The organism is Salegentibacter sp. BDJ18 (assembly GCF_017579965.1).
Taxonomy (GTDB): domain Bacteria; phylum Bacteroidota; class Bacteroidia; order Flavobacteriales; family Flavobacteriaceae; genus Salegentibacter.
Genome location: NZ_JAFLQX010000019.1, coordinates 1 through 23,889 on the forward strand (window position 1 = coordinate 1; position 23,889 = coordinate 23,889).

The 23,889-nt window shown below is 35.2% G+C and carries 21 protein-coding genes; 13 read left to right on the forward strand and 8 right to left on the reverse strand.

Features of this window, described 5'->3' with window-relative positions; translation table 11 throughout:
- Positions 1–142: 142 nt before the first annotated feature.
- From J0871_RS10695 to J0871_RS10735, 9 genes are all read left to right on the forward strand, one after another.
- Positions 143–1,408: a site-specific integrase gene (locus J0871_RS10695; RefSeq protein WP_208225213.1), complete on the forward strand. Its 1,266-nt coding sequence runs from the start codon at positions 143–145 to the stop codon at positions 1,406–1,408.
- A gap of 317 nt (positions 1,409–1,725) precedes the next feature.
- On the forward strand, positions 1,726–1,905 hold the full coding sequence (locus J0871_RS10700; RefSeq protein WP_208225214.1) for a hypothetical protein: 180 nt from the start codon (positions 1,726–1,728) through the stop codon (positions 1,903–1,905).
- A 250-nt stretch (positions 1,906–2,155) separates the two neighbouring features.
- Positions 2,156–2,719: a hypothetical protein gene (locus tag J0871_RS10705; RefSeq protein ID WP_208225215.1), complete on the forward strand. Its 564-nt coding sequence runs from the start codon at positions 2,156–2,158 to the stop codon at positions 2,717–2,719.
- 6 nt (positions 2,720–2,725) lie between these two features.
- Positions 2,726–3,541: a hypothetical protein gene (locus tag J0871_RS10710; RefSeq protein WP_208225216.1), complete on the forward strand. Its 816-nt coding sequence runs from the start codon at positions 2,726–2,728 to the stop codon at positions 3,539–3,541.
- Positions 3,528–4,397 carry a hypothetical protein gene (locus tag J0871_RS10715; protein WP_208225217.1) on the forward strand — a complete coding sequence of 290 codons (870 nt, stop codon included), beginning with the start codon at positions 3,528–3,530 and terminating at the stop codon, positions 4,395–4,397. The genes J0871_RS10710 and J0871_RS10715 overlap by 14 nt, the downstream gene beginning before the upstream one ends.
- Before the next feature lie 50 nt (positions 4,398–4,447).
- Positions 4,448–4,930, forward strand: a complete 483-nt coding sequence (locus tag J0871_RS10720; protein ID WP_208225218.1) for a hypothetical protein — start codon at positions 4,448–4,450, stop codon at positions 4,928–4,930.
- A gap of 1,288 nt (positions 4,931–6,218) precedes the next feature.
- Positions 6,219–7,157, forward strand: coding sequence for a hypothetical protein (locus J0871_RS10725; protein WP_208225219.1), 939 nt, complete (start codon positions 6,219–6,221; stop codon positions 7,155–7,157).
- Between the two features lie 24 nt (positions 7,158–7,181).
- On the forward strand, positions 7,182–7,736 hold the full coding sequence (locus tag J0871_RS10730; RefSeq protein WP_208225220.1) for a hypothetical protein: 555 nt from the start codon (positions 7,182–7,184) through the stop codon (positions 7,734–7,736).
- A gap of 7 nt (positions 7,737–7,743) precedes the next feature.
- Positions 7,744–8,094, forward strand: coding sequence for a hypothetical protein (locus J0871_RS10735; protein WP_208225221.1), 351 nt, complete (start codon positions 7,744–7,746; stop codon positions 8,092–8,094).
- A 508-nt stretch (positions 8,095–8,602) separates the two neighbouring features.
- On the opposite strand, the gene J0871_RS10740 is transcribed toward J0871_RS10735, so the two are convergent.
- Entirely contained in the window at positions 8,603–8,896 is a 294-nt protein-coding gene (locus J0871_RS10740; RefSeq protein ID WP_208225222.1) for a hypothetical protein, read from the reverse strand.
- Positions 8,897–8,957: 61 nt separating this feature from the next.
- Entirely contained in the window at positions 8,958–10,025 is a 1,068-nt protein-coding gene (gene aroB / locus J0871_RS10745) for a 3-dehydroquinate synthase (RefSeq protein ID WP_208225223.1), read from the reverse strand.
- Between the two features lie 110 nt (positions 10,026–10,135).
- Between aroB and J0871_RS10750 the strand changes: the two genes are divergently transcribed.
- Positions 10,136–11,338: a proline dehydrogenase family protein gene (locus tag J0871_RS10750; protein WP_208225224.1), complete on the forward strand. Its 1,203-nt coding sequence runs from the start codon at positions 10,136–10,138 to the stop codon at positions 11,336–11,338.
- Between the two features lie 76 nt (positions 11,339–11,414).
- On the opposite strand, the gene J0871_RS10755 is transcribed toward J0871_RS10750, so the two are convergent.
- The 4 genes from J0871_RS10755 to gcvT form a co-directional block, all read right to left on the reverse strand.
- Entirely contained in the window at positions 11,415–12,134 is a 720-nt protein-coding gene (locus tag J0871_RS10755; RefSeq protein ID WP_208225225.1) for a YebC/PmpR family DNA-binding transcriptional regulator, read from the reverse strand.
- Positions 12,135–12,230: 96 nt separating this feature from the next.
- A complete protein-coding gene (locus tag J0871_RS10760; RefSeq protein WP_075326640.1) occupies positions 12,231–12,521 on the reverse strand; it encodes a 4a-hydroxytetrahydrobiopterin dehydratase in 291 nt (96 codons plus the stop codon).
- A gap of 89 nt (positions 12,522–12,610) precedes the next feature.
- Complete coding sequence (locus J0871_RS10765; RefSeq protein ID WP_208225226.1) at positions 12,611–13,426, reverse strand: sugar nucleotide-binding protein; 816 nt, start codon at positions 13,424–13,426, stop codon at positions 12,611–12,613.
- A 3-nt stretch (positions 13,427–13,429) separates the two neighbouring features.
- Positions 13,430–14,512 carry a glycine cleavage system aminomethyltransferase GcvT gene (gene gcvT, locus J0871_RS10770; protein ID WP_208225227.1) on the reverse strand — a complete coding sequence of 361 codons (1,083 nt, stop codon included), beginning with the start codon at positions 14,510–14,512 and terminating at the stop codon, positions 13,430–13,432.
- A 238-nt stretch (positions 14,513–14,750) separates the two neighbouring features.
- Between gcvT and J0871_RS10775 the strand changes: the two genes are divergently transcribed.
- Together J0871_RS10775 and hutH are read left to right on the forward strand one after the other, a co-directional pair.
- Positions 14,751–16,271 carry an NAD(P)H-hydrate dehydratase gene (locus J0871_RS10775; protein WP_208225228.1) on the forward strand — a complete coding sequence of 507 codons (1,521 nt, stop codon included), beginning with the start codon at positions 14,751–14,753 and terminating at the stop codon, positions 16,269–16,271.
- 255 nt (positions 16,272–16,526) lie between these two features.
- Positions 16,527–18,035, forward strand: coding sequence for a histidine ammonia-lyase (hutH, locus tag J0871_RS10780; RefSeq protein WP_208225229.1), 1,509 nt, complete (start codon positions 16,527–16,529; stop codon positions 18,033–18,035).
- Here hutH and J0871_RS10785 read toward each other — a convergent pair.
- Complete coding sequence (locus tag J0871_RS10785) at positions 18,032–18,406, reverse strand: hypothetical protein (protein ID WP_075326645.1); 375 nt, start codon at positions 18,404–18,406, stop codon at positions 18,032–18,034. The genes hutH and J0871_RS10785 overlap by 4 nt on opposite strands.
- A 117-nt stretch (positions 18,407–18,523) precedes the next feature.
- Positions 18,524–21,085 (reverse strand): ATP-dependent Clp protease ATP-binding subunit, encoded by a 2,562-nt coding sequence (locus J0871_RS10790; protein WP_208225230.1) that lies wholly within the window; start codon positions 21,083–21,085, stop codon positions 18,524–18,526.
- A gap of 251 nt (positions 21,086–21,336) precedes the next feature.
- Here J0871_RS10790 and gyrA point away from each other — a divergent pair, with 251 nt between their 5' ends.
- Positions 21,337–23,868 (forward strand): DNA gyrase subunit A, encoded by a 2,532-nt coding sequence (gyrA, locus tag J0871_RS10795; protein ID WP_093306582.1) that lies wholly within the window; start codon positions 21,337–21,339, stop codon positions 23,866–23,868.
- Positions 23,869–23,889 lie beyond the last annotated feature (21 nt).

The window sequence follows — 23,889 nt, forward strand, 5'->3', positions numbered from 1 at the left end:
AAATGGGTGATTAATAGTTCTGGTAATAATATCTTGAGTAGGTCTATGTATGGATCCAATGCTTCCTGTTTAGAAAACAAAAATCAAACTAATATTTCAATTCACACACAACTTTTGAGAATGATCCTTAAAGACATTCGAAATGCCTGATTTTACTACATTCTCCGTGCTTTTCTTCACAAGAAAACTCAACCGGAACAAAAAAGAATTATCTATTTACGCCCGTATTACGGTAAATGGAAAATGCGCTGAAATGAGCCTAAAAAGGAAAACTTCAGTGAATGAATGGGATAGTTCTAAAGGACGACTTAAAGGAACTTCCCCCAGGATTAAAACATTAAACAGTTATTTAGACCAGGTTTATTCCAAATTACTCGACACCCAAAAGAGAATTCTGGATAAAGATACCTTAATCACTGCCGATAAAGTCAAAGCTTCCTATCTTGGGCTAGATGAAGAGCATAAAACCCTCAAGGATATTATTAAGTATCATAGCCAGACAATGAAAGGAGTCCTTAAATGGGGTACGCTTAAAAACTATAATACCACTGCCAAATACCTGGACGAGTTTCTAAAAAAGAAAAAGAAAACCAAGGATGTGTATCTAAAGCAAATCGATTACCAGTTTATCACCGAATTTGAAATGTTCCTTAGGAATTACCGGGCTAAAAAAGCAAGGAAGACCTGTGGCACCAACGGGACTATGAAACACTTGGAACGCTTTAAAAAAATGATCAACCTGGCCATTAAATTAGAATGGCTGGAGAAAAGTCCTTTCCAGAATTATAAAATGAAATTTGAGAAAAACGATCGTCAATTCTTATCGGAGCATGAACTAAAAATGGTCGAAGAAACGTTTTTTAAAAGTGAATCCCTGGAACGGGTTAAAGATATGTTCCTATTCTCCTGTTATACCGGGCTTACTTATGGTGAGCTTAAGGAATTGACCAATGATAATATTGTTAAAGGAATGGACGGTAAAAACTGGATATATACCAAACGTGAAAAAACTAATAAACCCGTAAAAGCTCCACTACTCCTTAAAGCCGATATTATTTTAATAAAATACCAGGATAAACGTTTTGACCTTGTTAGTGAGTATTTGTTTCCCGTGAAATCCAATCAAAAGATGAATGAATATGTAAAAGAAGTCATGAAAGCTGCAAAGGTGAGGAAACATATTACTTTTCATTCAGCACGGCATACTTTTGCAACTACGGTTACGCTCTCTAACGGAGTGCCTATTGAGACCGTATCCAAGCTTTTGGGGCATACAAAATTATCCACTACTCAAATTTATGCCCGGGTAATGGAAAATAAAATAAGCAGTGATATGATTAACTTGGAAAAAAGAATGGCTAAGAAGGAAAGAAAAGATAGATCTGGCCGGTCAAATGGAACTAACTAAATTGTTGAAATATATGGGGCTTTTTAAAAATTAATGCGCCTGGCGGAAGATTTAGGTTGGTTTGAAAAGAAACCCGCCAAGTGGTTTAAACTGCTTTTTCATTAGGTGGATATGATATACTTATCCAAAGCAGAATTACAAGAGACTAAATAAAAAGAGTTTAAAAGGATTAATTACATCAATAACCTTGATATTTTTTGTTCTGTTGTTATACGGGGTTAATTTATGGGGATATAAGAGAACTAAAGAAAAAGCATATTCAAATTTTTAGGGATGGGAAGAAGTGTATTTTTAATCGAAGTATAAAAACTACTACTGTGATTAGAATTCCACTAATGGTTGAAATTGAACGTATTATTGAAAAGGACCATGACCATCAGAAAGTCTTTACCAATTATATACTTCCGGTTTATTACAACAAGAAAACCAACCAATACTTGCGAAAAATTACCAAAGACAGGAAAATTGATATGTATAATTTTCATGTCCTTCGTTAAACTTTTCGCTTAACAGTAATTTAGCCAATGGTGCTCCCATAGAAATAATTGAAAATGTTAAATACGGTAAAACCGTACTTTTATTACGGGATTCCCGCCGTATCTATTTGTATGAATATCCTACATTGCGATTGTTCAATTTCGTTACTACTAAAAAATGTTTTGAGCATTTAGATTTCTAACCTTTTTAAATTTAGATTTTATTATGAAAAAAAAACTACTTTTTTTATTAACTGCTGTGATATTATGCATGTCTAGCTGCAAAGATTGGGAAGACGGGGAACCGCCGGCTGTAATTACTTGCGAGTATGATTCTCAAGAAACTATCTCTTTCATTAATTTTGGTTTAAAGGTTCCTGAATATACCGGACAATTTTTTGATATGGCTTTCGGAATCAATTACGCTAGTTCTGATCGGACAATATATTTTCTTACTGAGGTACTTGAAACCAAAGGCAATCAGGCGCCTGAAAATGTAGCTGATGCCGAAATTCGCTTTATTACTGATGGTGACAATTGCGTTAATACGGGTAAGTTTAATTTTCAAGCAGGAGATCCCGAGGTTGGCGCCACTAGTATAGTTGCACCTGCTCCAAGTACTCGTTGGACGGGAGATGTTAAAATTACCATTAGAACTGATGCTTTTTACAGCGAGCACGATAACACGGCAATTACTGTAACTTGGATTAAACAAGAGAATAATCCTGATAATATCATAGAAGGTAATTTAAATGGTCAAAAAATGCCTTATAGAATGGATCCACAGGCAGTAATTATTCCAACTCCTATTTATGGTGGCGGAACTTTAAACTAAAATAAAATGATGAATTTAAGATATATAATGCTTATCGTGACGATAATTGCAATAACTAGCTGCGAAGGTGATGCTAATTTAGATGAAGATACAGAGGCTAAAAATGAGAAATTAGGGAATGCCGAAGAAAAAATTAAAGTATTAAGCTTGAGGGCTGGTGCGTATAAAAATTTTCTAAAACAGACAGATAATAAAGTAGGCTTTCACGCTTTAAAGTCCACAAAGGATGGAGAACATTCAATTGTTAAAAGTGTCTTTATAGATAAAAAAGAGCCAGTAATTACCGTTGAAGGAAAAAGAATGAGACTGGATGCAAATTCTAATGCCAAAACGGTTGAGGATATTTATGGTAAAACTCTAAATATTGGGTTTAATGATGAGAAAGGTCTATTGGATGAGAAATCCAATAAGAAAATGTATATTCCTAAAAAACTAAATATATCAAAACCAATTCCATCGGGAGAAAATATGTTTATTTATGCTTTCTACAAGGATTTTAAGTTAGAGTGGAATGCAGATCCTCAAAATGAAGAAGGCTTAATGGTTTCGGTAATGTATGATGGCAGGAATGTTATACCTGAAAACAATGAAAATCGTACAGTTAAAAATATTGATTACATAAAAGAAGATAATGGAAAGTTTATTTTAAATAATTCCATCTTCGATGATATACCCAATCATGCTTTAGTAGATTTAATGTTGTTAAGAGGAAATGTTCAAATTGAAGAGTATGATGAAGAAACTTACAAAATTTTCGCGGAATCCCATCAAACCATTTCCTTAGTTTTAATACGAGATATGAGTACGGTTGTCACTGAATAGATCAAGAAAATATTACAATAAGGCCTGTATTCATAATAAATACAGGCTCTTTACATGTTTGCTAATTTTTTTCATATCAGGGGATTTTACGATAAGTGCTCAAAATACAGATTTAGAATATGGACTACTAAATATTAGTACAGGAGCCATAATAGGTGGAATTGGTGCCATTATTAATAAAGATTCTGATGAAAAAATTGGAAAGGTAATTTTAAAAGGATTTGCTCAGGGAGCTATGGGCGGTTATCTTGTTTTCGAAAGTAAGCGAATGTTAAGAACTTTATCTAAAAATGACACTTATGCTTTTGTTTACCCTTCTAAAATCTTAAATGCTGCCGGAAATTCTATCATTGAAAATGCAGCAAGAAACGATAACTTTTGGGTGCGTTGGCATATTAATTTTGGTTTTAATCGTATTGATATTTACACTCAAGATCGGCTTAGGTTTCAGTATAGAATTAACCTTTTTCCACTTTATGGGACTATACTTAATGCTTCTAAAGGAAGAAAATTTCATTTAGGTAAAAGCGTTCAATTGGGTACTATTGTCTTTCTTAAGCCCAATTTATCTGCTTTAGGAAAATCTGGTGCAAACATAATTAGTTTGAGAACTTCCGTTACAAAAAGAACAGAGGCACATGAACTCATTCATACTTATCAATATGAGCAATTATCGGGCGTAAATTTTTATCTTGACCCTGTTACTAATGGTTTAAGGGAAAAATCTAAACTTTTTAGGCTATATGATCAAATTTTTTACACCGACTTTAATTATTTACTAGGTAATGCCTTATATTATATTAACACTAACAACAAAACAAATATATTTGAGAAAGAAGCCAGGCATTTCAATTGATTTTTTAATTATTCTACAATCTTTTTAATAAATCTAATATCGAAGTATTTATGAAGTTTCAAGAAATTATCAAAAGATTTTTATCTTTTATTCTTTTAATAGGGTTATTTCTCTCATTAAGCTGTGAGGGTGATAATTCGACAGAGCCAAGCATAGATGGTTTGTGGGAAATGAAAAAAATCACTAATACCGAAGATGAACTTATTACAGAAGAATTGTGGAGCAGTGTATTTTGGAACTTTGATTTAGAATCAGAAGAAGTCGAAATCTTAATAGATGATTTTATCTTGCTAGAAAATATACAGAACAATGGTGGGTCCGATCGTTATCCAAATGGAGTCTTTCATGGACTTACCGAAGGTATTTATAATCTGAATGTTTCTTTAGACTCATCTAAAAATTCAATTCAAATAGGGAGTGCTACCAAAGGGAGTTTTAAACTGAATGGGGATCAGTTAATTCTTAATCTTGATTACCACATCGACCAAATTTCTGCTACTGAAATATATTACTTTGAAAAAGTAAATAATTAGATTTTTATCTATATTAATCTCAATAACTAAAAGCTGATGCTTTTGAACTTTAATGCCTTTTTGATAATAATATTTCATTTAATTGTAAAAAACTAAAGATTTTATTCAATTCCGGATAACTTGCCGAAACGTTCTTATAAAATCAAAAACTTAGAAAATGACAGCAAGAGGGTAACACGCTACGCTGTGTTGGGTAGTCATTTTCGTAAATTATTGGGCTTTTTGATGTTAAATGGGATTGAATTATTTTAGTTCTGAAAATTTGAAAATTAATTTTCACGGAAAAATCTTCCAAAGCCAGTAATAGCGGTAATTTTTTCACGGAAATATGGATTAACCCAGTCATTCACCACTTCTCCTTCCACTTCGCAAAAGCTCCATTTCAGCAAAAGAGGTTCATTACCAATTGTCTTGGACACGAGCCAAAAAGCTCAGCATAATAAATACTGAAAGAATAATACCGAAAAAGCTTTTTGACTCAAGTCCGCCAGGTAGTTACTAAAATTCACCGATCAGGATTTCAAAGTTTCTTTTAGAATCCTTCTTACCTCACCTTACCCTTTGCTGCTAAAGAATAAGCTTTAAAATTAACCGGAGCACATAAACCGCTTCGCTATTTATAGCTCCTCTATAATTTTAAAGCTTGAAGATAAGGAGCATCAAAAGGTAATGCGATGGCGCTGAAAGAAGTAAATAAAATAGCGGAACAATCAATTCACCCTGATCTACAATTGTTTTCTAATCAGCTAAAAAAGGAAAATGCTTAAGATGAAAAAAGTAAATGGTTTTGATTAGGACTTCCCCCTTAAACATCTTTCTTTTAATTGCGACCATCGGGAGCAATCAAGATTGTGCCCACAGGCACACATCTTGCACTTCGCTTTATTAAATGTATAAAGCCTTAAAACTAGAATAATTTTATATTCAGTGTTTTCAAGAGCCTGAAACCGAAAGTATTATAAACCATATACTCGCTTTCGCTGCAAAATATATGTTTTTTTATCGGATGGATGCCTGAGAAATTATTTTAGGTGCTTCATTGATTATGGAAAGACAGATAAAAGTCTAAACCTTTTTGTAAGTAGAACTTGATTATTTTTTAAAATAATTTCCTATGAATTGGAAAATCCGTTAAAGAAAATTCCGGATTTAGATAATTAACCCTTCATTAATTATTTAAGCGTTAAACGTGGTAAAACCGTATTTATTTTACGGTTTTTACAGTCAAAAAAAATAATAGTAAACTGTATTATTGGATTTAATAATATTTCTTTCAATAATCATTACTATGAGAAAAAATTACTTACTATTTGGATTATTTTGTTTTTCATTTATTTTGGGTTGTGAGACAGACGAAAGTATAACAGAAAAAAAGGAGGAAGTTATACTCAATCAATCTCCTCAAATTGAAACTGTTTCCTATCAAGAATTCACGAAAAGTTTCGATGATATCAATAATAAAATGGATTTATATAAATCTATAGAGGGGAAATCTTTAAAATCTTCTGAGGGAGATTTTATAATTAAAACAGATAATATAAAGCGAATAAAGCAAGGAGAGTATATTTCATATACCATGGTGCTCGAAAAAAGAAATCCAAAGAACTCTACAATTTATAATCTAACCATTGAAAATAAAGCGGGTACTCCAGGAATGTTCATAACAGCTTACAAACCTACTCCAGAATGGCTTGGGGATAAAACCAAAACTTTTGATGGTGAAATAAATACTTATCGTACAGATGTGATAACTCATATCCCTGAAAATGAAGAGCCCCCCGAAAGTGGTAATGGCGGTAGCACCGGTGGTGGTGGTGGCCAGGGAGACGGTACTACCTATCCCTATGGTTGTGAGGGGGAGGTAGTGTCGTCTAGGGTGGCTGTACCTTATTCTTGTGGATGTGGTCACTTGCCTGGACAGGGTTGTGAAGGTTGTAACAGGGAAAGCCCATACCTGCCAGGTTATGATTATATAGATGTTTACGAATGTTACAATAGTTCGACTGGTGACAATGGGGGTTCAACTGATCAGCCATCAGGTGGATCAGGCAGTGACTCAACTGATAACACCAGTAACGATTTACATTCTTTAACAATTTTAATGGACGATGGTAGTAGGGTTACGACTGCAGAGTATCTCACCAATATGTGGTCACTTAATTATTCAGAATCTCAAAAATTAAAGGAAGAACCTACCTTCTCAGATAGGTTATACTTTTATATGTAGAATAATCAATTTTCACGTCAAGCAATGGCTTTTGGAAACGAAGCTTTCGATGCTTTTATGAACGGTGGTGAAGTGGATTTTGAAGCTCGTTTAATTAACAATCCTGGTTTACATGATTTTTTAAAGGGTAAAATGTCACCTAGCGAATTAGAATTATTCCAAAATTTATCTATAATGCAAAAAGCCTTATATTTAAGGGCGGCCTCTGAAGCCTATACCTATGCAGAGATTTTTTACCCAAAACCAGTACGCAATCGCAAAGGAGATGCTATAAAACATTCACTTTGGAATGCCCTTTCAACAAATTATATTGGGTCGAGTATAACAAAACAATTGACCGATGCGCATGAAGATATAAATTATGACCCTAATTATCCAAATCATTTTAAAGAGACACAAATGGATCTGTTTAATAATGCTAAAGGGAGAGGGTTAGCAACCCAATATGGCGGTTTTATATTCCAATTAGTTGAAGATGCATTAGATAATGGTGAATTAATGTATTTAAACCATTTGGTTTTTCTAAATGGTTTCTATAATGCAACTAATGATTCACAGTTAACACCAACAAATCAGTAAGTGAATTATGTCTAGATTTTTTAAATATTTAATAATTTTAGTCTATACAGGAATTTTATTTTCATGTAATAAGGATGAGGCGAAACTTGTTATTACTGATTTTTCAGAACCACAAGAAATCACATTGGAGCCTTATGATTTATACCCCTATACAATGATGAATGTATGGATAACTGGGCACGTTAACGATACTATTATTCTTAAAATGCATTCAGATGATAATAAGCCAATTTTAAAACTATCAGGAAATATTAAAGAAAGATGGTACACTGATTATTATGGAGAAGGTTCAAGAACTCTAATCTTTGACCCTTATAAGGCCACCAAAGGGGAACTGAAAATAGAATTTCAGCTTTAATAACTAGTTCCCTATTTATAATATTCCGAAGAGGAAACTGAGAAAAAATATTTACTTTGATAGGTAATATAAAAATCAATATCATACCCAAAGTGTAATAATTATACAAATGTTTAAATAATAATAAACTGGAAAATGCTCTTATCATTTAATAGAGTAAATTTTATTTGTACTTTTATAATGCTAAAGACGATCAAATTATATGGGTCTTATAGTTCTTTCTATTTTAGTGAATGATTCGGTGAATATATCCAAAATTTAAAGTACAGGGTCGCGGTATTACTTGGCTGATGAAGCCTCAAAAACTTCCTGCCACCCCGACTTAATATAAACCACTTAGAAACCTAAGTGGTTTTTTTATGCCTTAATCTCAAGTTTTAGCGCAGGCTCATCCTACGCTTCGCAATTGCAACCGACTTTTGAATGTCAAAATGTAAAAAATCCCCTAATAAAAAAGGGATTCTTCATTCAGAAAAATCCCTTTTTTGGTTTAATATTTTGTAATTTCTTAGTCTTTGTCTTCCTCTTCGTCTTTTTCAGGAATTTCTACGATAGGCTCATTATAGTCTGAATCGTCGTAATCGTCTTCATCAAAATTGGCCATAGTATTTTCAAGTCGTGTACTTACTTTAACCAGGTAAATAGTGTCTTCGGTTTTTACTTCAACCGCTTCAACCGTCTCGTTTTTTGCGTTTTTAAAGGCAATTATCTGGTCGTCATCATACCCATCTGGATATTTCTCAACCAAAAGCCCCAGGATTTCGGGAGTTAATTTTTTGTAGTCAACAATAATTCTTTTCATAAATAAAAGTTTATGAGGATGTAGTTAGTAGGTTTTAAAAATACTGTTTTTATATTATAAATCAAGTTTTCCTGTAATATTCAAAAGCATTCCAAATTAGCGTGTTAGGTACTTTGCAATCTATCTCGGTGTTGCCAATATCTTTTAGCAGAACAAAATTTACATTTCCGTGCGAATTTTTCTTGTCGTATTTCATCAAATCTATGATTTGCTGAATGTCTTCTTCCAAGAATTCTACTTTTTCGTAAATATCCAAAATTTTAATGGTGATTTCTTTCAATTTATCTTCCGGGAAACTTTTAAGTTCTTTAGAAAGATAAGTTGCCAAAATCATTCCCACCGCAATAGCTTCGCCGTGAAGTAAAGTAGTTTTTTCTGGGTGGGTTAAAAAATAGGATTCTATAGCGTGCCCTAATGTATGACCGTAATTTAAGGTTTTTCGCAATCCGTTTTCTTCCGGATCTTCGGTGACAACTTTAGCTTTTATTTCTACCGATTCTCTAATAATATCGTCAAGATCGTCTAAAGTTAGTTCGCTTAAATTAGTCACTCTTTCCCAATAGGTCTCACTGCTAATTAATGCGTGTTTTAGGATCTCTGCCAAACCGCTTCGCATTTCGTTTTGGGGTAGGGTGGCCAGAAAAGATGGATCAATTATTACCATTTCAGCGTGATTAATTACGCCAATCTGGTTTTTTAAATTTCCAAGATCAACACCGGTTTTTCCTCCAACAGATGCGTCTACCATCGCCAAAAGACTGGTAGGTACATTTATGTAGCTTATGCCGCGTTTAAAAGTAGAAGCAACAAATCCGCCAAGATCGGTTACAACGCCACCACCTACATTTATCATTAGGCTTTTGCGATCTGCGTCTAATTCTGAAAGTGCATTCCAAACACCACTGCAGGTTTCCAGGTTTTTATTGATCTCACCGGCTTCAATCTCTAAAATCTCAAAATTTTCTGAAGCATCAATTTTCTGTAAAAAAGTAGCCAGGCAATCACGATGCGTGTTATTATCTACTAAAATGAAGACTTTGGAAGGTTTTGCCTCTTTTAGATATGTATTTATTTTAAGAAAACCATCTTCCTGATAGTAAACCGGCCCTTTGGCTGCCATGTTGGACATAGTTCTTGACGTTTTAAACATTTATCTGATTGGGCTTCGAAAATAAGCAGAAATATTCATAATAAAATCAAACTTCAATAATTATATTTGCGCTAATTAAGACACACCCCATGATTAATAGAAAAATTTTTAATGATACTAAAACAGCTTTTAAATTAAAATCTGATTTAGAACTGGATCGTGCTATCTTTTTGTTTAGTATGATGAAGAACAAGCAACTGGTAGATGCCGGTTCCTGGTTGACTAAAATTTCTTTAAAGCTACACCTGCCTGTAGAAGGACTGATTAAAAAAACCATTTTTGAACAGTTTTGTGGTGGTGTTACCGAAGATGATTGTAAGCCGCTTACCAAAGAAATGTATGCTGAAAAATTGCACGGCATTCTTGATTATTCGGTAGAGGGTAAAGAAACCGAAGAGCAGTTTGATGCTGCTTTAGATAAAAAAATGAAGTTGATAAAATTCGCTGCTGAAAGTGACGAATTGCCGTTTTCACTATTTAAGCCTACAGGAATTGGAAGGTTTGCCATTTGGGAAAAAATCACAGAACGAATTAATTTAAGCGACGAAGAAAAGGAAGAATGGGAACGTGTTAAAGAAAGGGTTGATACTCTTTGTAAATGTGCTTATGATAATAATGTAAGATTATACGCCGATGCCGAGGAAAGTTGGATGCAACTCGCAGCCGATGAATTGATGGAAGAAATGATGAAAAAGTATAACAAGGAGAAAATTCTTATTTATAATACTTTTCAATGTTACCGTTGGGACAGGTTGGAGTATGTGAAAAATCTTCACGAAAGAGCTAAAGAAGAAGGCTTTAAAATAGGAGCTAAAATTGTGCGTGGAGCTTATATGGAAAAAGAAAATGCACGTGCAAAAAAATATAATTATACTACCCCAATTTGCGAAAACAAGGAAGCTACAGATGTTAATTTTAATAGCGTGATGTCTTACTGTTTAGCAAACCTTAATGATATACATTTATTTATAGGGACTCATAACGAGGTGAGTAATTATCTTGCGCTGCAAAGTATGGAAGATAAAGGCCTGCCTTTAAACGACGATCGTATTTGGTTTAGCCAACTTTATGGAATGAGTGATCATATTAGTTATAACCTGGCAAAGAAAGGATACAATTCAGCGAAACTGGTGCCTTTTGGTCCTGTACGCGAAGTTGTACCTTATTTATTAAGAAGGGCACAGGAAAATACATCGGTTAAGGGGCAAACAGGGCGTGAACTTTCGCTTTTAGAAGAAGAAAAGAAGCGTAGAAAGGGCCAACCAACAAAACACGATAGGGGAGAGCATTAAAAATTAAAAAGCTGTTTAGGGTTCATTTCAAAGAATTATTCTAAACAGCTTTTTTTATGTCTTATAATGAAGAAAATTAAGCCTCAGTTTCTTCCATAGTGTGATATACATTCTGTACATCATCGTCTTCTTCCAGTCTTTCCAACAGTTTTTCAACATCTGCAGCTTCTTCAGCAGAAAGTGGTTTTGTAACCTGGGGGATTCTTTCAAATCCTGAAGAAAGTATTTCAATTCCCCGGTTTTCTAATTCTTTTTGAATAGCTCCAAAATATTCGAAAGGGGCATAAATATGTATGCCATCTTCATCTTCAAAAACTTCTTCAGCCCCAAAATCTATAAATTCAAGTTCCAATTCTTCCACATCAAGTCCTTCAGCATTCAGTCTGAAATTACAAGTGTGGTCAAACATAAATTCAACCGAGCCTGAAGTTCCAAGGTTTCCATCACATTTATTAAAATGGGAGCGAACATTGGCAACAGTACGGTTATTATTATCGGTAGCGGTTTCTACCAAAACGGCAATTCCGTGGGGTGCATAACCTTCAAAAAGTACAATTTTATAATCGCCCTGATTTTTATCACTCGCCCTTTTAATGGCACGCTCAATATTATCTTTGGGCATATTCACGCTTTTCGCGTTTTGAATAACTGCTCTTAATTTGGCATTGGTATCAGGATCTGGGCCGCCCTCTTTAACAGCCATCACAATATCTTTCCCAATGCGGGTAAAGGCTTTGGCCATTGCAGACCAGCGTTTCATCTTGCGCGCCTTTCTAAATTCAAATGCTCTTCCCATTTATTCTGAATAAAAAATTGAAGCAAAAATATAAAAAAGCTTCCAATTCAATTTAAAAATTGGAAGCTTTAAATTTTAATGCTCTTTTTTCTGAATTTAAGCCGAAGCTTCTACTATTTCTTCAATAGCTTTTGCCAGTTTAAAATCTTTTTCGGTTACTCCATCGGCATCATGGGTAGAAAGGGAAATTTCAAGTTCATTATAAACATTTCCCCAATTTGGATGATGCTGCTGGGCTTCGGCTTCAAAAGCAATGCGCGTCATTACGGTAAAAGCGTCTTTAAAATTGGCAAACTGAAATGAAGTATGAATTGCATTGTCTTTATAAACCCAGCCCTCAAGATTTTCCAGCTTTTTATTGATTTCGTCTTCGCTAAGCTTTTTCATTGTAATAATTTTTAAGGATTAGTCTTTTAAATTTAAGCAACTAAAGCCTGAATTTTCAATCTAATTGGGTTTTAGTACAAGATTAACACCTAATTCTTTATTGATGCCTTTGCGACCTGCTGTACTGAAACCTGTAAGTTTTTAGGCAGAATGTTTTCTTTAGGTAAAACCGCTAAAAACCTATCGAAATTAGAATCGTAGATATTTTTAAAAACAAGGTTTTTATAACCTAAAACTTCACAAACCTCTTCAATAAAATCTTTTTGATGTACCAGATCGGAGCTTCCCAGGTGAAAAACCCCTTGTTTTTTTCTATTAATGATGTAATGAATTTGCTGTGTTACCTTTTCAATTTCGGTTACATTAATCACCACATTTGGGAAAACTTCTATGGCTTCACCTAAATCTATTAGCGTTTTAATTTGTTTCAATCTTGGTGAATTATGGCCAAAAACCATTGGCAAGCGGAGGATGTTGTACTTATCGTTTGGTAATCTTAGAAGAGCGTTTTCAATCTTAATTTTAAATCTGCCGTAAATGCTTTGGGATAATGTTTTATCATATTCATAAGAAGGGAAATTGGTAAAAGCATCAAACACATTGGCAGATGAAATAAACAGCAATTTACATTTATGAGTGAGGATGTAATTAATTATTTCAAAATGGGCGATTATTTGCGCATCAAAATTTCCCCGAACGGCAGAGATAATAATCGTAGGTTTCACATTTTGAAGCAGGATCTCAATATTTTCAGTTTCAATATCAAAATGATGAAACTGGTGATTTTCTTCAAAAACGCGGTTTGGAGTGTGGTAGGTACCGTGGGTATCAAAAAAGGAGCATAGCTCTTTATATAAGGCGTTGCCTATAAAGCCGCTTGCTCCTAAAATTAAAATTCTTTCCAAAAACTATCCTTTATAAAAGGGCAATTTCACCTGTACGGCCGGAATGGATTTTTTTCTAACTTTTATAAAAATCTTGTTGCCAAATTTAGCAACTTCAGAAGGCACATAGCCTAAACCTATTCCTTTTTCCAGCGATGGTGACATTGTCCCAGAAGTTACTTCGCCAATAACCTTGCCATCTTCATCTTCAATTTCGTACCCCTGGCGCGGGATTCCACGTTCTTCCAATTCAAAGGCGATTAACTTTCGTTTTGGTCCTTCTTCTTTTTCTTTCTTTAAAGCTTCAGAATTAATGAAATCTTTGGTGAATTTGGTGATCCACCCCAATTTAGCTTCAATTGGAGAAGTGGTTTCGTTTATATCATTGCCATAGAGACAGAAGCCCATTTCCAATCTTAAAGTGTCACGTGCAGCCAAACCAATAGGTTTGATACCGTAGTCTTTCCCGGCTTCCATCACGCGATCCCAAATTTGATCGGCATCTTCGTTTTTAAAATAGATCTCAAATCCGCCGCTGCCTGTATAACCTGTAGCCGAAATAATTACTTTATCTATTCCAGCAAATTCAGCAACTTCAAAAGTGTAGAATTTCATATTAGAAAGATCTACATCGGTTAAAGATTGCATAGCTTCTGCCGCTTTTGGTCCCTGTATAGCCAAAAGTGAAAATTCGTCAGACATATCGCGCATCGTTGCATCCATAGTATTATGTTGCGCGATCCAGTTCCAGTCTTTATCTATGTTAGAGGCATTTACTACCAGCAAATATTTTTCAGAATTAATCCTGTATACAATTAAATCGTCAACAATTCCGCCGGTTTCGTTGGGCATTACGGTATATTGCGCTTTCCCGTCTTCCAGTTTAGAAGCATCGTTAGTGGTAATTTTCTGAATAAGTTCCAGAGCCTTATCCCCGGTAATTAGAAATTCTCCCATATGGGAAACATCAAAAACACCTAATTTTTCACGAACGTTTTGGTGTTCAATATTCACACCTCCATAAGAAACAGGCATATTATAACCTGCAAAAGGTACCATTTTGGCATTTAATTCTTTATGTCTGGCAGCTAAGGCAACTTCTTTCATTTTTCTAAAATTTGGGCAAATTTATCGATTTCACTTTGAATACAATATTAAAAAAGGCTTTTTATGAAGAATAGTTAACATAATAGGCTTAGCACGCAGTTTTATATTTAATAAGTTTCTGTATTAAACTTTTATTGGCAAAACTCCCCGAAATTTAAGTTTAGATTAAATTTTTAGAACAAAGCTTTCAGGCTTTAATTTGTAATTTTATGAATGTAATTATTCAACCAAACCAATTATGAAGATACTCTCTGCAGAACAATTAAAAGAAGCTGATGAAGTTACACTTAAGACTGAAGGAATTTCGAGTACACGTTTAATGGAACGTGCCGCAAGCCTTGTTTTTAACGAAATTCATACCCGGCTGGAAGGTGCAGATATCAATATTAAAATTTTCTGCGGAATAGGAAATAACGGTGGCGACGGACTGGTGGTGGCGCGTTTACTTCATAAATACGGTTATAAGGTTGAAGTTTACGTGGTGAATTACAGCGATAAACGATCTGATGATTTTCTTGTGAATTACGATCGCTATAAAAAAGAAAGCCATACCTGGCCTGAATTGATAAAACGAGAAGAAGATTTTCCTGAAATTTCTCCCGGTGATTTTGTGGTAGATGCCATTTTTGGAATTGGGTTAAACCGCCCCGCTGAAGGCTGGCTTGCAAAATTGTTGTTGCATATTAATGAATCTGGTGCATTTTGCCTGGCGGTAGATATGCCTTCAGGATTGTTTCCTGATAAAGTGCCGGCAGAAGATACTGCGGTGATTAAAGCAAATTATACCCTTACTTTCCAAACCCCGAAACTGGTATTTTTTCTGCCTCAAACTATGAAATATGCAGGTGAAGTACAGGTTTTAGATATTGGTTTAGATCGCGGTTATTTAAAAGAAGTTAAAGCAATGGCGCAGCTTATTGGTAAACGTGAAGCCAGGCATCTTTATAAACCGCGTGATAAAAATTCTCATAAAGGAGACTACGGCCATACACTTGTAATTGGTGGGAGTTATGGAAAAATTGGAAGTATAGTACTTTCGGCAAAATCTACATTAAGAGCGGGGGCCGGTTTATGTAGTGTTTTTGTCCCAAAATGTGGATACGAAATTTTACAATCCAGCTTTCCGGAAGCAATGGTAATTACAGATGAAAACGATAAAGAGCTCACCAATATTAAAACCGATCTGGAACCCGATGTTATTTGTTTTGGAATGGGGGCGGGGAAATCTTCTAATACGGTAAAAGCATTTAAAAGCTTACTGGGAAAAATTAAAAACCCTATGCTAATTGACGCCGATGGGTTAAATATGCTTTCTGAAAATAATGAATTACTGGATTTGCTTCCTAAAAATTCGGTATTAACGCCGCATCCAAAAGAATTAGAAAGGCTAATAGGGAAGTGGAATGATGACTTTGAGAAGATTCATAAGATTGAGAAATTCACTAAAAAATATAAGATAATTCTGGTTTTAAAAGGAGCTCATAGTTTTGTATTTAGCGGAAAACATATTTATATCAATAACTCCGGAAATCCCGGGATGGCCACAGCGGGAAGTGGTGATGTGCTTTCAGGCATAATTGCCGGATTAATGTCTCAAAAATATGAACCCCTTGTGGCAGCTATTTTAGGCGTATATCTACACGGGCTCGCAGGTGATATTTGCGCTGAAGAAAGTGGATATGAAGCTTTAATTTCGGGAGATATAAGCGACAACCTGGGGAAAGCATTTTTAGCTTTAATGAAGGACGAAAAGAAGTGATAGATTCTTCTTTTAGAATTGTTTAAAACTTTTGGTTGAATAATTCTTAAAATTTTGGTTTTAAATTTGGATTGTATCAGTAGAAATAGGAATTTTGGCCCGGAAATTAAAAGGATTCTATTTTATAGCTGAAATATTATTTTTAATCATTTTTCGGAATAAAATTTAATCATTACTTATTTAATAAAATTTGCCTGAATTTACCGTAATTTCAATAAGTTCAGGATATTTCTCCATTATCTAAAATTGTAAGTTATGCAGTCTCATCATTATATCAGTTCAGCCATTTTAGACTTAGAAACCATTGAAGATATAATGGTAAATAAGAAGCAATTGGCACTTAGTGAAGAGGCTGAATCCAATATCCAGAAATCCAGAAAATACTTAAACAAAAAGATTACAGAAAGTGATACCCCGGTGTATGGAATAAATACCGGTTTTGGAGCTTTATGTAATGTAAAAATAAGTCCGGGCAAATTAACCGAGCTTCAGGAAAACCTGGTAAAATCTCACGCCTGCGGAACCGGCGATAAAGTAAATAAAGAGATTGTAAGGTTAATGCTCTTACTAAAAATTCAGTCTTTAAGTTATGGAAATTCCGGGATTGCCCTGGAAACTGTTTTAAGACTTATAGATTTTTACAATCAGGATATTTTGCCGGTGGTTTATGAGCAAGGTTCATTGGGAGCTTCGGGCGATCTCGCTCCATTGGCGCATTTAGCCTTACCTTTAATTGGTGAGGGAGAGGTTTATTTTGAAGATAAAATAATTAGCGGGGAAGAATTACTGAAAAACCAAAATTGGGAAGCTTTAAAATTGCAATCTAAAGAGGGTTTAGCTTTGCTAAACGGAACGCAATTTATGAGCGCTCATGCCGTTTACGCCTTACTGAAATCTTATAAATTATCTTACCTGGCCGATCTTATTGGTTCGGTTTCCATAGATGCTTTTGATTGTAACTTATCTCCTTTTGATGAGTTGGTTCATTTGGCAAGACCTCATCGCGGACAAATAAAAACTGCCGAACGTATTCGTAGATTTTTGGAAGACAGCCAGATTGCTAAGAGCGAAAAGGAAAATGTACAGGACCCTTATAGTTTTAGATGTATCCCGCAGGTGCACGGCGCAAGTAAGGACACCTTGAGTTTTGTTAGAAAAACCATTAAAACCGAAATCAATTCGGTTACCGATAATCCTAATATTTTTATTGAAGAAGATAAGATTATTTCTGGAGGTAATTTTCACGGTCAACCTCTGGCCCTGGCAGTAGATTATTTAGCAATTGCGTTGGCAGAACTTGCTAATATTTCAGAAAGAAGAACTTATCAATTGGTTTCGGGCCTTCGCGGATTACCGGCATTTCTGGTTGAAAATCCCGGTTTAAATAGTGGGTTTATGATTCCGCAGTACACCGCAGCAAGTATAGTGAGCCAGAATAAACAACTTGCAGTACCGGCTTCGGTAGATTCCATTGTTTCTTCTAATGGGCAGGAAGATCACGTAAGTATGGGTGCAAACGGCGCAACAAAGCTTTTAAAAGTTGTAGAAAATTTAAATAGTGTTCTGGCTATTGAATTATTTAACGCATCACAAGCTATGCACTTTAGAGAGCCGGCAAAAACTTCGGCAATGCTAAGTGATGTTTTAAATGAATTTAGAGCCGAAGTTCCAATATTACATACCGATGTAACGATGGCGCCTTATATAAAATCGGCTAAATCTTTTCTTGAAAATTTTAATTTTACTGAAAATTTCTTCGATTAAATTTCGAATTGAATCCAATTTATTGCCTGGTCCAAATTATCAAAAACCTCAAAAGAATTCTGGGTTTTGTAAAACTGGCGTTCAACTTTATGCGCATTTAACCGAATAAGTTCATTTTCACTTACTACGGCAATAGCCTTTAAATTTTGGGCCTGGGCAGATTCCCGGTAAACCATAGGATCTACTGCATAAGAATTTTTACGGAAAGAAATATATCCATAGTCTTTCCCTTTAAATACCTCTTTTCCAATAGCTAATAATTCTTTGTTATTTTCGGAGGTAAAGAGAAGACCTTCGTTTAATTCGGCAATTAGGATATTTTGAAAAATGCGCACCTGCCCAAATTTCACTTCCAATTTATCAGTAGTCATTAATGTAGGGATTAATTCTTTGCAAATTTAATATATTTCAACGACTTTAATAAAAAAAGGCTATTTGAAATGAATCTTTCAAATAGCCTCTTATAAAACTAATAATTCCCTAAATCACTAAGATTCAGTTTCTTTAACTGCCTTATCAATTTTTATAGTTAATTCATTTTTCTCTTCATCGAGATCCATAAAAATCTTATCACCTTCAGCTAATTTTGAAGTGATGATTTCTTCAGCAAGTGCATCTTCTATATATTTCTGAATCGCTCTGTTTAACGGTCTTGCGCCATATTGTTTATCGAATCCTTTTTCAGCAATAAAATCTTTTGCCTTATCACTTAAAGTTAATTTATAACCAAGGCTTCCAATTCTATTGAATAATTTCACTAATTCAATATCAATAATCTTATGAATATCTTCCCGTTCAAGACTGTTGAAGATCACTACATCATCAATCCTGTTTAAGAATTCTGGAGCAAATGCTTTTTTAAGCGCGTTTTCAATTACACTTCTTGCATTTTCATCGGCTTGAGAGCGCTGGGAAGCGGTACCAAATCCAACTCCCTGGCCAAAATCTTTAAGTTTTCTTGCTCCAATATTAGAAGTCATGATGATTATAGTATTTCTAAAATCTATCTTTCTTCCTAAGCTATCGGTTAAATATCCGTCATCTAAAACCTGAAGCAGCATATTGAAAACATCTGGATGGGCTTTTTCTACCTCGTCCAGTAGAATAACCGCGTAAGGTTTTCTGCGTACTTTTTCGGTAAGCTGGCCACCTTCTTCGTAACCCACGTATCCGGGAGGCGCTCCTACTAATCTAGAAATGGCAAATTTCTCCATATATTCACTCATATCTATTCGAATAAGTGAATCGTCGTTATCAAATAACTCGCGAGCAAGTACTTTAGCCAACTGTGTTTTTCCAACCCCGGTTTGGCCTAAAAATATAAACGATCCAATGGGTTTGTTTGGATCTTTTAGACCCGCACGGTTTCTTTGAATGGCTTTTACCACTTTTCCAACCGCATCGTCCTGGCCAATAACTTTTCCTTTAATTTTCTTAGGAAGTTCAACCAGTTTATTGCTTTCAGTTTGTGCAATACGGTTAACAGGAACCCCAGTCATCATAGAAACAACATCAGCCACGCTATCTTCATCAACCGTTTCCTTGTGTTTCTTAGATTCTTCTTCCCATTTTTCCTGGGCTATTTGTAGTTCTTTTTCAAGATTTTTCTCATCGTCCCTAAGTTTAGCAGCTTCTTCGTATTTCTGCTTTTTAACTACAGAATTTTTCTTTTCGCGTACTTCTTCCAGTTTACGCTCAAGGTCTAAAATCTGTTTTGGAACATCAATATTAGTGATATGCACTCGAGAACCTGCTTCATCTAAAGCATCTATAGCTTTATCTGGTAAAAAACGATCGGTTAAATATCTGTTGGTTAATTTTACACAGGCTTCAATCGCTTCATCTGTATAAGAAACGTTGTGGTGCTCTTCGTATTTATCTTTAATATTATTTAGAATTTCAATAGTTTCTTCAACCGAAGTAGGCTCAACAATAACCTTTTGGAACCTTCTTTCTAAAGCTCCATCCTTCTCAATATACTGCCTGTACTCATCTAAAGTAGTAGCACCTATACATTGAATTTCTCCTCTTGCAAGGGCGGGTTTAAACATATTACTGGCATCCAAACTTCCAGTGGCACCGCCGGCACCCACTATAGTATGAATCTCATCTATAAAAAGAATAATATCGTCATTCTTTTCAAGCTCATTCATCACAGCTTTCATACGCTCCTCAAACTGGCCACGGTATTTGGTTCCTGCTACTAAACTTGCAAGATCCAGGGTTACCACGCGTTTATCAAACAGGATTCTAGAAACTTTACGCTGAATAATTCTAAGTGCTAAACCTTCTGCAATAGCCGATTTACCCACGCCGGGTTCACCAATTAGCAGTGGGTTGTTTTTCTTTCTTCTACTTAAAATTTGAGAAACCCTTTCAATTTCTTTCTCACGCCCAACAACGGGATCAAGTTTGTCATTTTCGGCCATCGCGGTTAAATCCCTTCCGAAATTATCTAAAACCGGGGTTTTAGATTTTTTAGAAGTTTTCCCGGGGCCGCTGCCGCCTCCGCTAAACGGATTATCTTTTGTGGCATCATCGGTATTGCTATCGTCGTCAGAAAATGATTCAGCCGTAGGACTGTCCTGAAAATCAGTTTCATCACTGGCAATCATATACTTAAACTGATCTTTAACCCCATCATAATCTATCTTAAGCTTGTTAAGTAATTTGGTGGTGGGATCGTTCTCATTTCTTAAAATACATAGCAATAGATGCGCAGTATTTATATTAGAACTTTGAAAAAGCTTAGCTTCTAAAAAAGTTGTTTTCAGGGCTCGCTCTGCCTGGCGGGTAAGGTGCAGGTTTCTTTTTTCGTTAGAAACCGCAGTAGACTCGGGATTGGCCGGGCTAAGTATTTCTACTTTGCGCCTTAAATGACTTAAATCTATATCTAAAGCATTTAAAATATCTATGGCTTTACCATCTCCATCTCGCAGCAAACCAAGCATAAGGTGTTCAGTTCCAATAAAATCGTGGCCTAAACGCAGTGCTTCTTCCTTGCTATATGCAATTACATCTTTTACTCTTGGTGAAAAATTATCATCCATCTTTATCTTCCTTTCTCTCTAATGATTTATTCAGTACAAAACTTTCAAAAATTGTACCTAATCCTATGATATTAGCTAATTGACAAAATTACTTTCAATATTCAAAGGGTAAAATAAGGAACTTATTAACGATAGCACACTAAATATTTGTTAATAAAATTTGGGTAAACAATACGCCAAACAGGGCTTGAACATCTATAAAATATGTAAATTGGCTCGTTAGATTAGAGAACTAAAATAAACTTTACAATATGGCTGAAGGAGAAAAGCTTATTCCTATAAATATTGAAGATGAAATGAAATCGGCCTACATTGATTATTCAATGTCGGTCATTGTGTCACGTGCTTTACCAGATGTTCGTGACGGGTTAAAACCGGTGCATCGCCGGGTATTGTACGGTATGTATGAACTTGGTGTACTCTCTAACCGGTCTTATAAAAAATCGGCCAGGATTGTAGGGGAAGTGCTTGGTAAGTATCACCCTCACGGTGATTCTTCTGTTTATGATACTATGGTAAGGATGGCCCAGCACTGGAGCATGCGCTATATGCTTGTAGACGGACAGGGTAACTTTGGGTCTGTAGATGGCGATAGCCCTGCAGCAATGCGTTATACCGAGGCCAGAATGCGAAAAATTAGTGAGGATATGCTCGCTGATATAGATAAGGAAACGGTAGATACCCAGCTAAACTTTGACGACTCTTTAAACGAGCCGGTGGTGATGCCAACGCGTATTCCCAACCTTCTTGTAAATGGTGCCAGCGGTATTGCTGTAGGTATGGCTACCAATATGGCACCTCATAATATTTCTGAAGTAATAGACGGAACCGTTGCATATATTGAAAACCACGATATTGAAGTAGAAGAGTTGATGGAGCATATAAAAGCTCCAGATTTTCCTACCGGCGGAATTATATATGGCTATGATGGTGTTCGTGAAGCTTTTAAAACCGGAAGAGGCCGTATTGTTATGCGCGCTAAATCTTCATTAGAAGAAATCAACGGAAAAGAGTTTTTAGTAGTTACTGAAATTCCTTACCAGGTGAACAAGGCAGATATGATCAAGAAAACTGCCGATCTTGTTAACGAAAAGAAAATTGAAGGGATTAGTCTTATTAGAGATGAATCTGATAGAAACGGGATGAGAATCGTTTATCAATTAAAACGAGATGCAATCCCCAATATAGTTTTAAATACCCTTTATAAACATACCGCTTTACAAACTTCTTTTAGTGTAAATAATATTGCACTTGTAAAAGGAAGGCCAGAGATGCTTAACCTAAAAGATATTATTTATCATTTTGTAGAGCATAGGCACGAGGTTGTTGTAAGAAGAACAGAATTTGAACTTAAAAAGGCCGAAGATAGGGCTCATATCCTTGAAGGTTTAATTATCGCTTCAGATAATATAGATGAGGTAATTGCATTAATTCGTTCTTCTAGCAATGCTGAAGAAGCCAGAAATAAATTAATTGAACGCTTTGAATTAAGCGAATTGCAGGCAAAGGCCATTGTAGAAATGCGTTTACGCCAGCTTACCGGTCTGGAACAGGACAAACTTCGTGCAGAGTATGAAGAGATAATGAAAACCATAGAAGACCTTAAAGACATTTTGGCGCGAAAAGAACGCAGAATGCAGGTTATTAAGGACGAGCTTCTTGAGATTAAAGAAAAATATGGCGATGAAAGACGTTCTACCATAGAATATTCTGGTGGCGATCTAAGTATAGAAGATATGATCCCAGATGAACGTGTGGTGATTACAATTTCTCACGCCGGTTATATTAAAAGGACTTCTTTAAACGAATATAAAACCCAAAACAGGGGAGGAGTTGGACAAAAAGGTTCTAATACACGAAATGAAGATTTCTTAGAATATTTATTCTCCGGAACCAATCACCAGTACATGTTATTCTTTACTCAAAAAGGAAAATGTTTCTGGATGCGGGTTTATGAAATTCCTGAGGGAAGTAAAGCTTCAAAAGGTAGAGCGATTCAGAATCTTATAAATATAGATCCAGACGATCGCGTAAAAGCATTTATCTGTACTCAAGATCTTAAAGATGAAGAGTACATTAATAAGCATTATGTAATTATGGCCACTAAGAAAGGCCAGGTAAAGAAAACTTCTTTAGAGCAATATTCAAGACCTCGAACTAATGGTATTAATGCAATTACCATTAAAGAAGATGACGAATTGCTTGAAGCAAAGTTAACCAACGGTGATAGCCAGGTAATGCTTGCCGTAAGAAGTGGTAAAGCCATTAGGTTTGAAGAAGGAAAAACCAGGCCAATGGGAAGAAACGCTTCAGGGGTAAGAGGAATTACACTTGCCGACGATAAAGACGAAGTGGTAGGAATGATCTCGGTAGAAGATTTTAATTCTGATATTCTTGTAGTTTCTGAAAATGGATACGGAAAAAGATCAAGCCTTGAAGATTACAGGATTACCAACAGGGGAGGGAAAGGTGTCAAAACAATTTCCATTACCGAAAAAACCGGAAGTCTTGTTGCCATTAAAAATGTTTCAGATGATGAAGATATAATGATCATCAATAAATCTGGAATAGTAATACGAATGGAAGTTGCAAATCTTAGAGTTATGGGACGTGCAACTCAGGGTGTTAGATTAATCAATCTAAAAGGAAACGACGCCATTGCAGCTGTTGCAAAAGTACTGCACGATGAAGATGATGTTGAGTTGATGGAAGACGCCGAGAAGGCCGAAGATGCTGAAGAAAACCCAAATGGCACAACTATTGTAGACGATAGTGAAGAATAACTATAATAAAAACCAAAACAA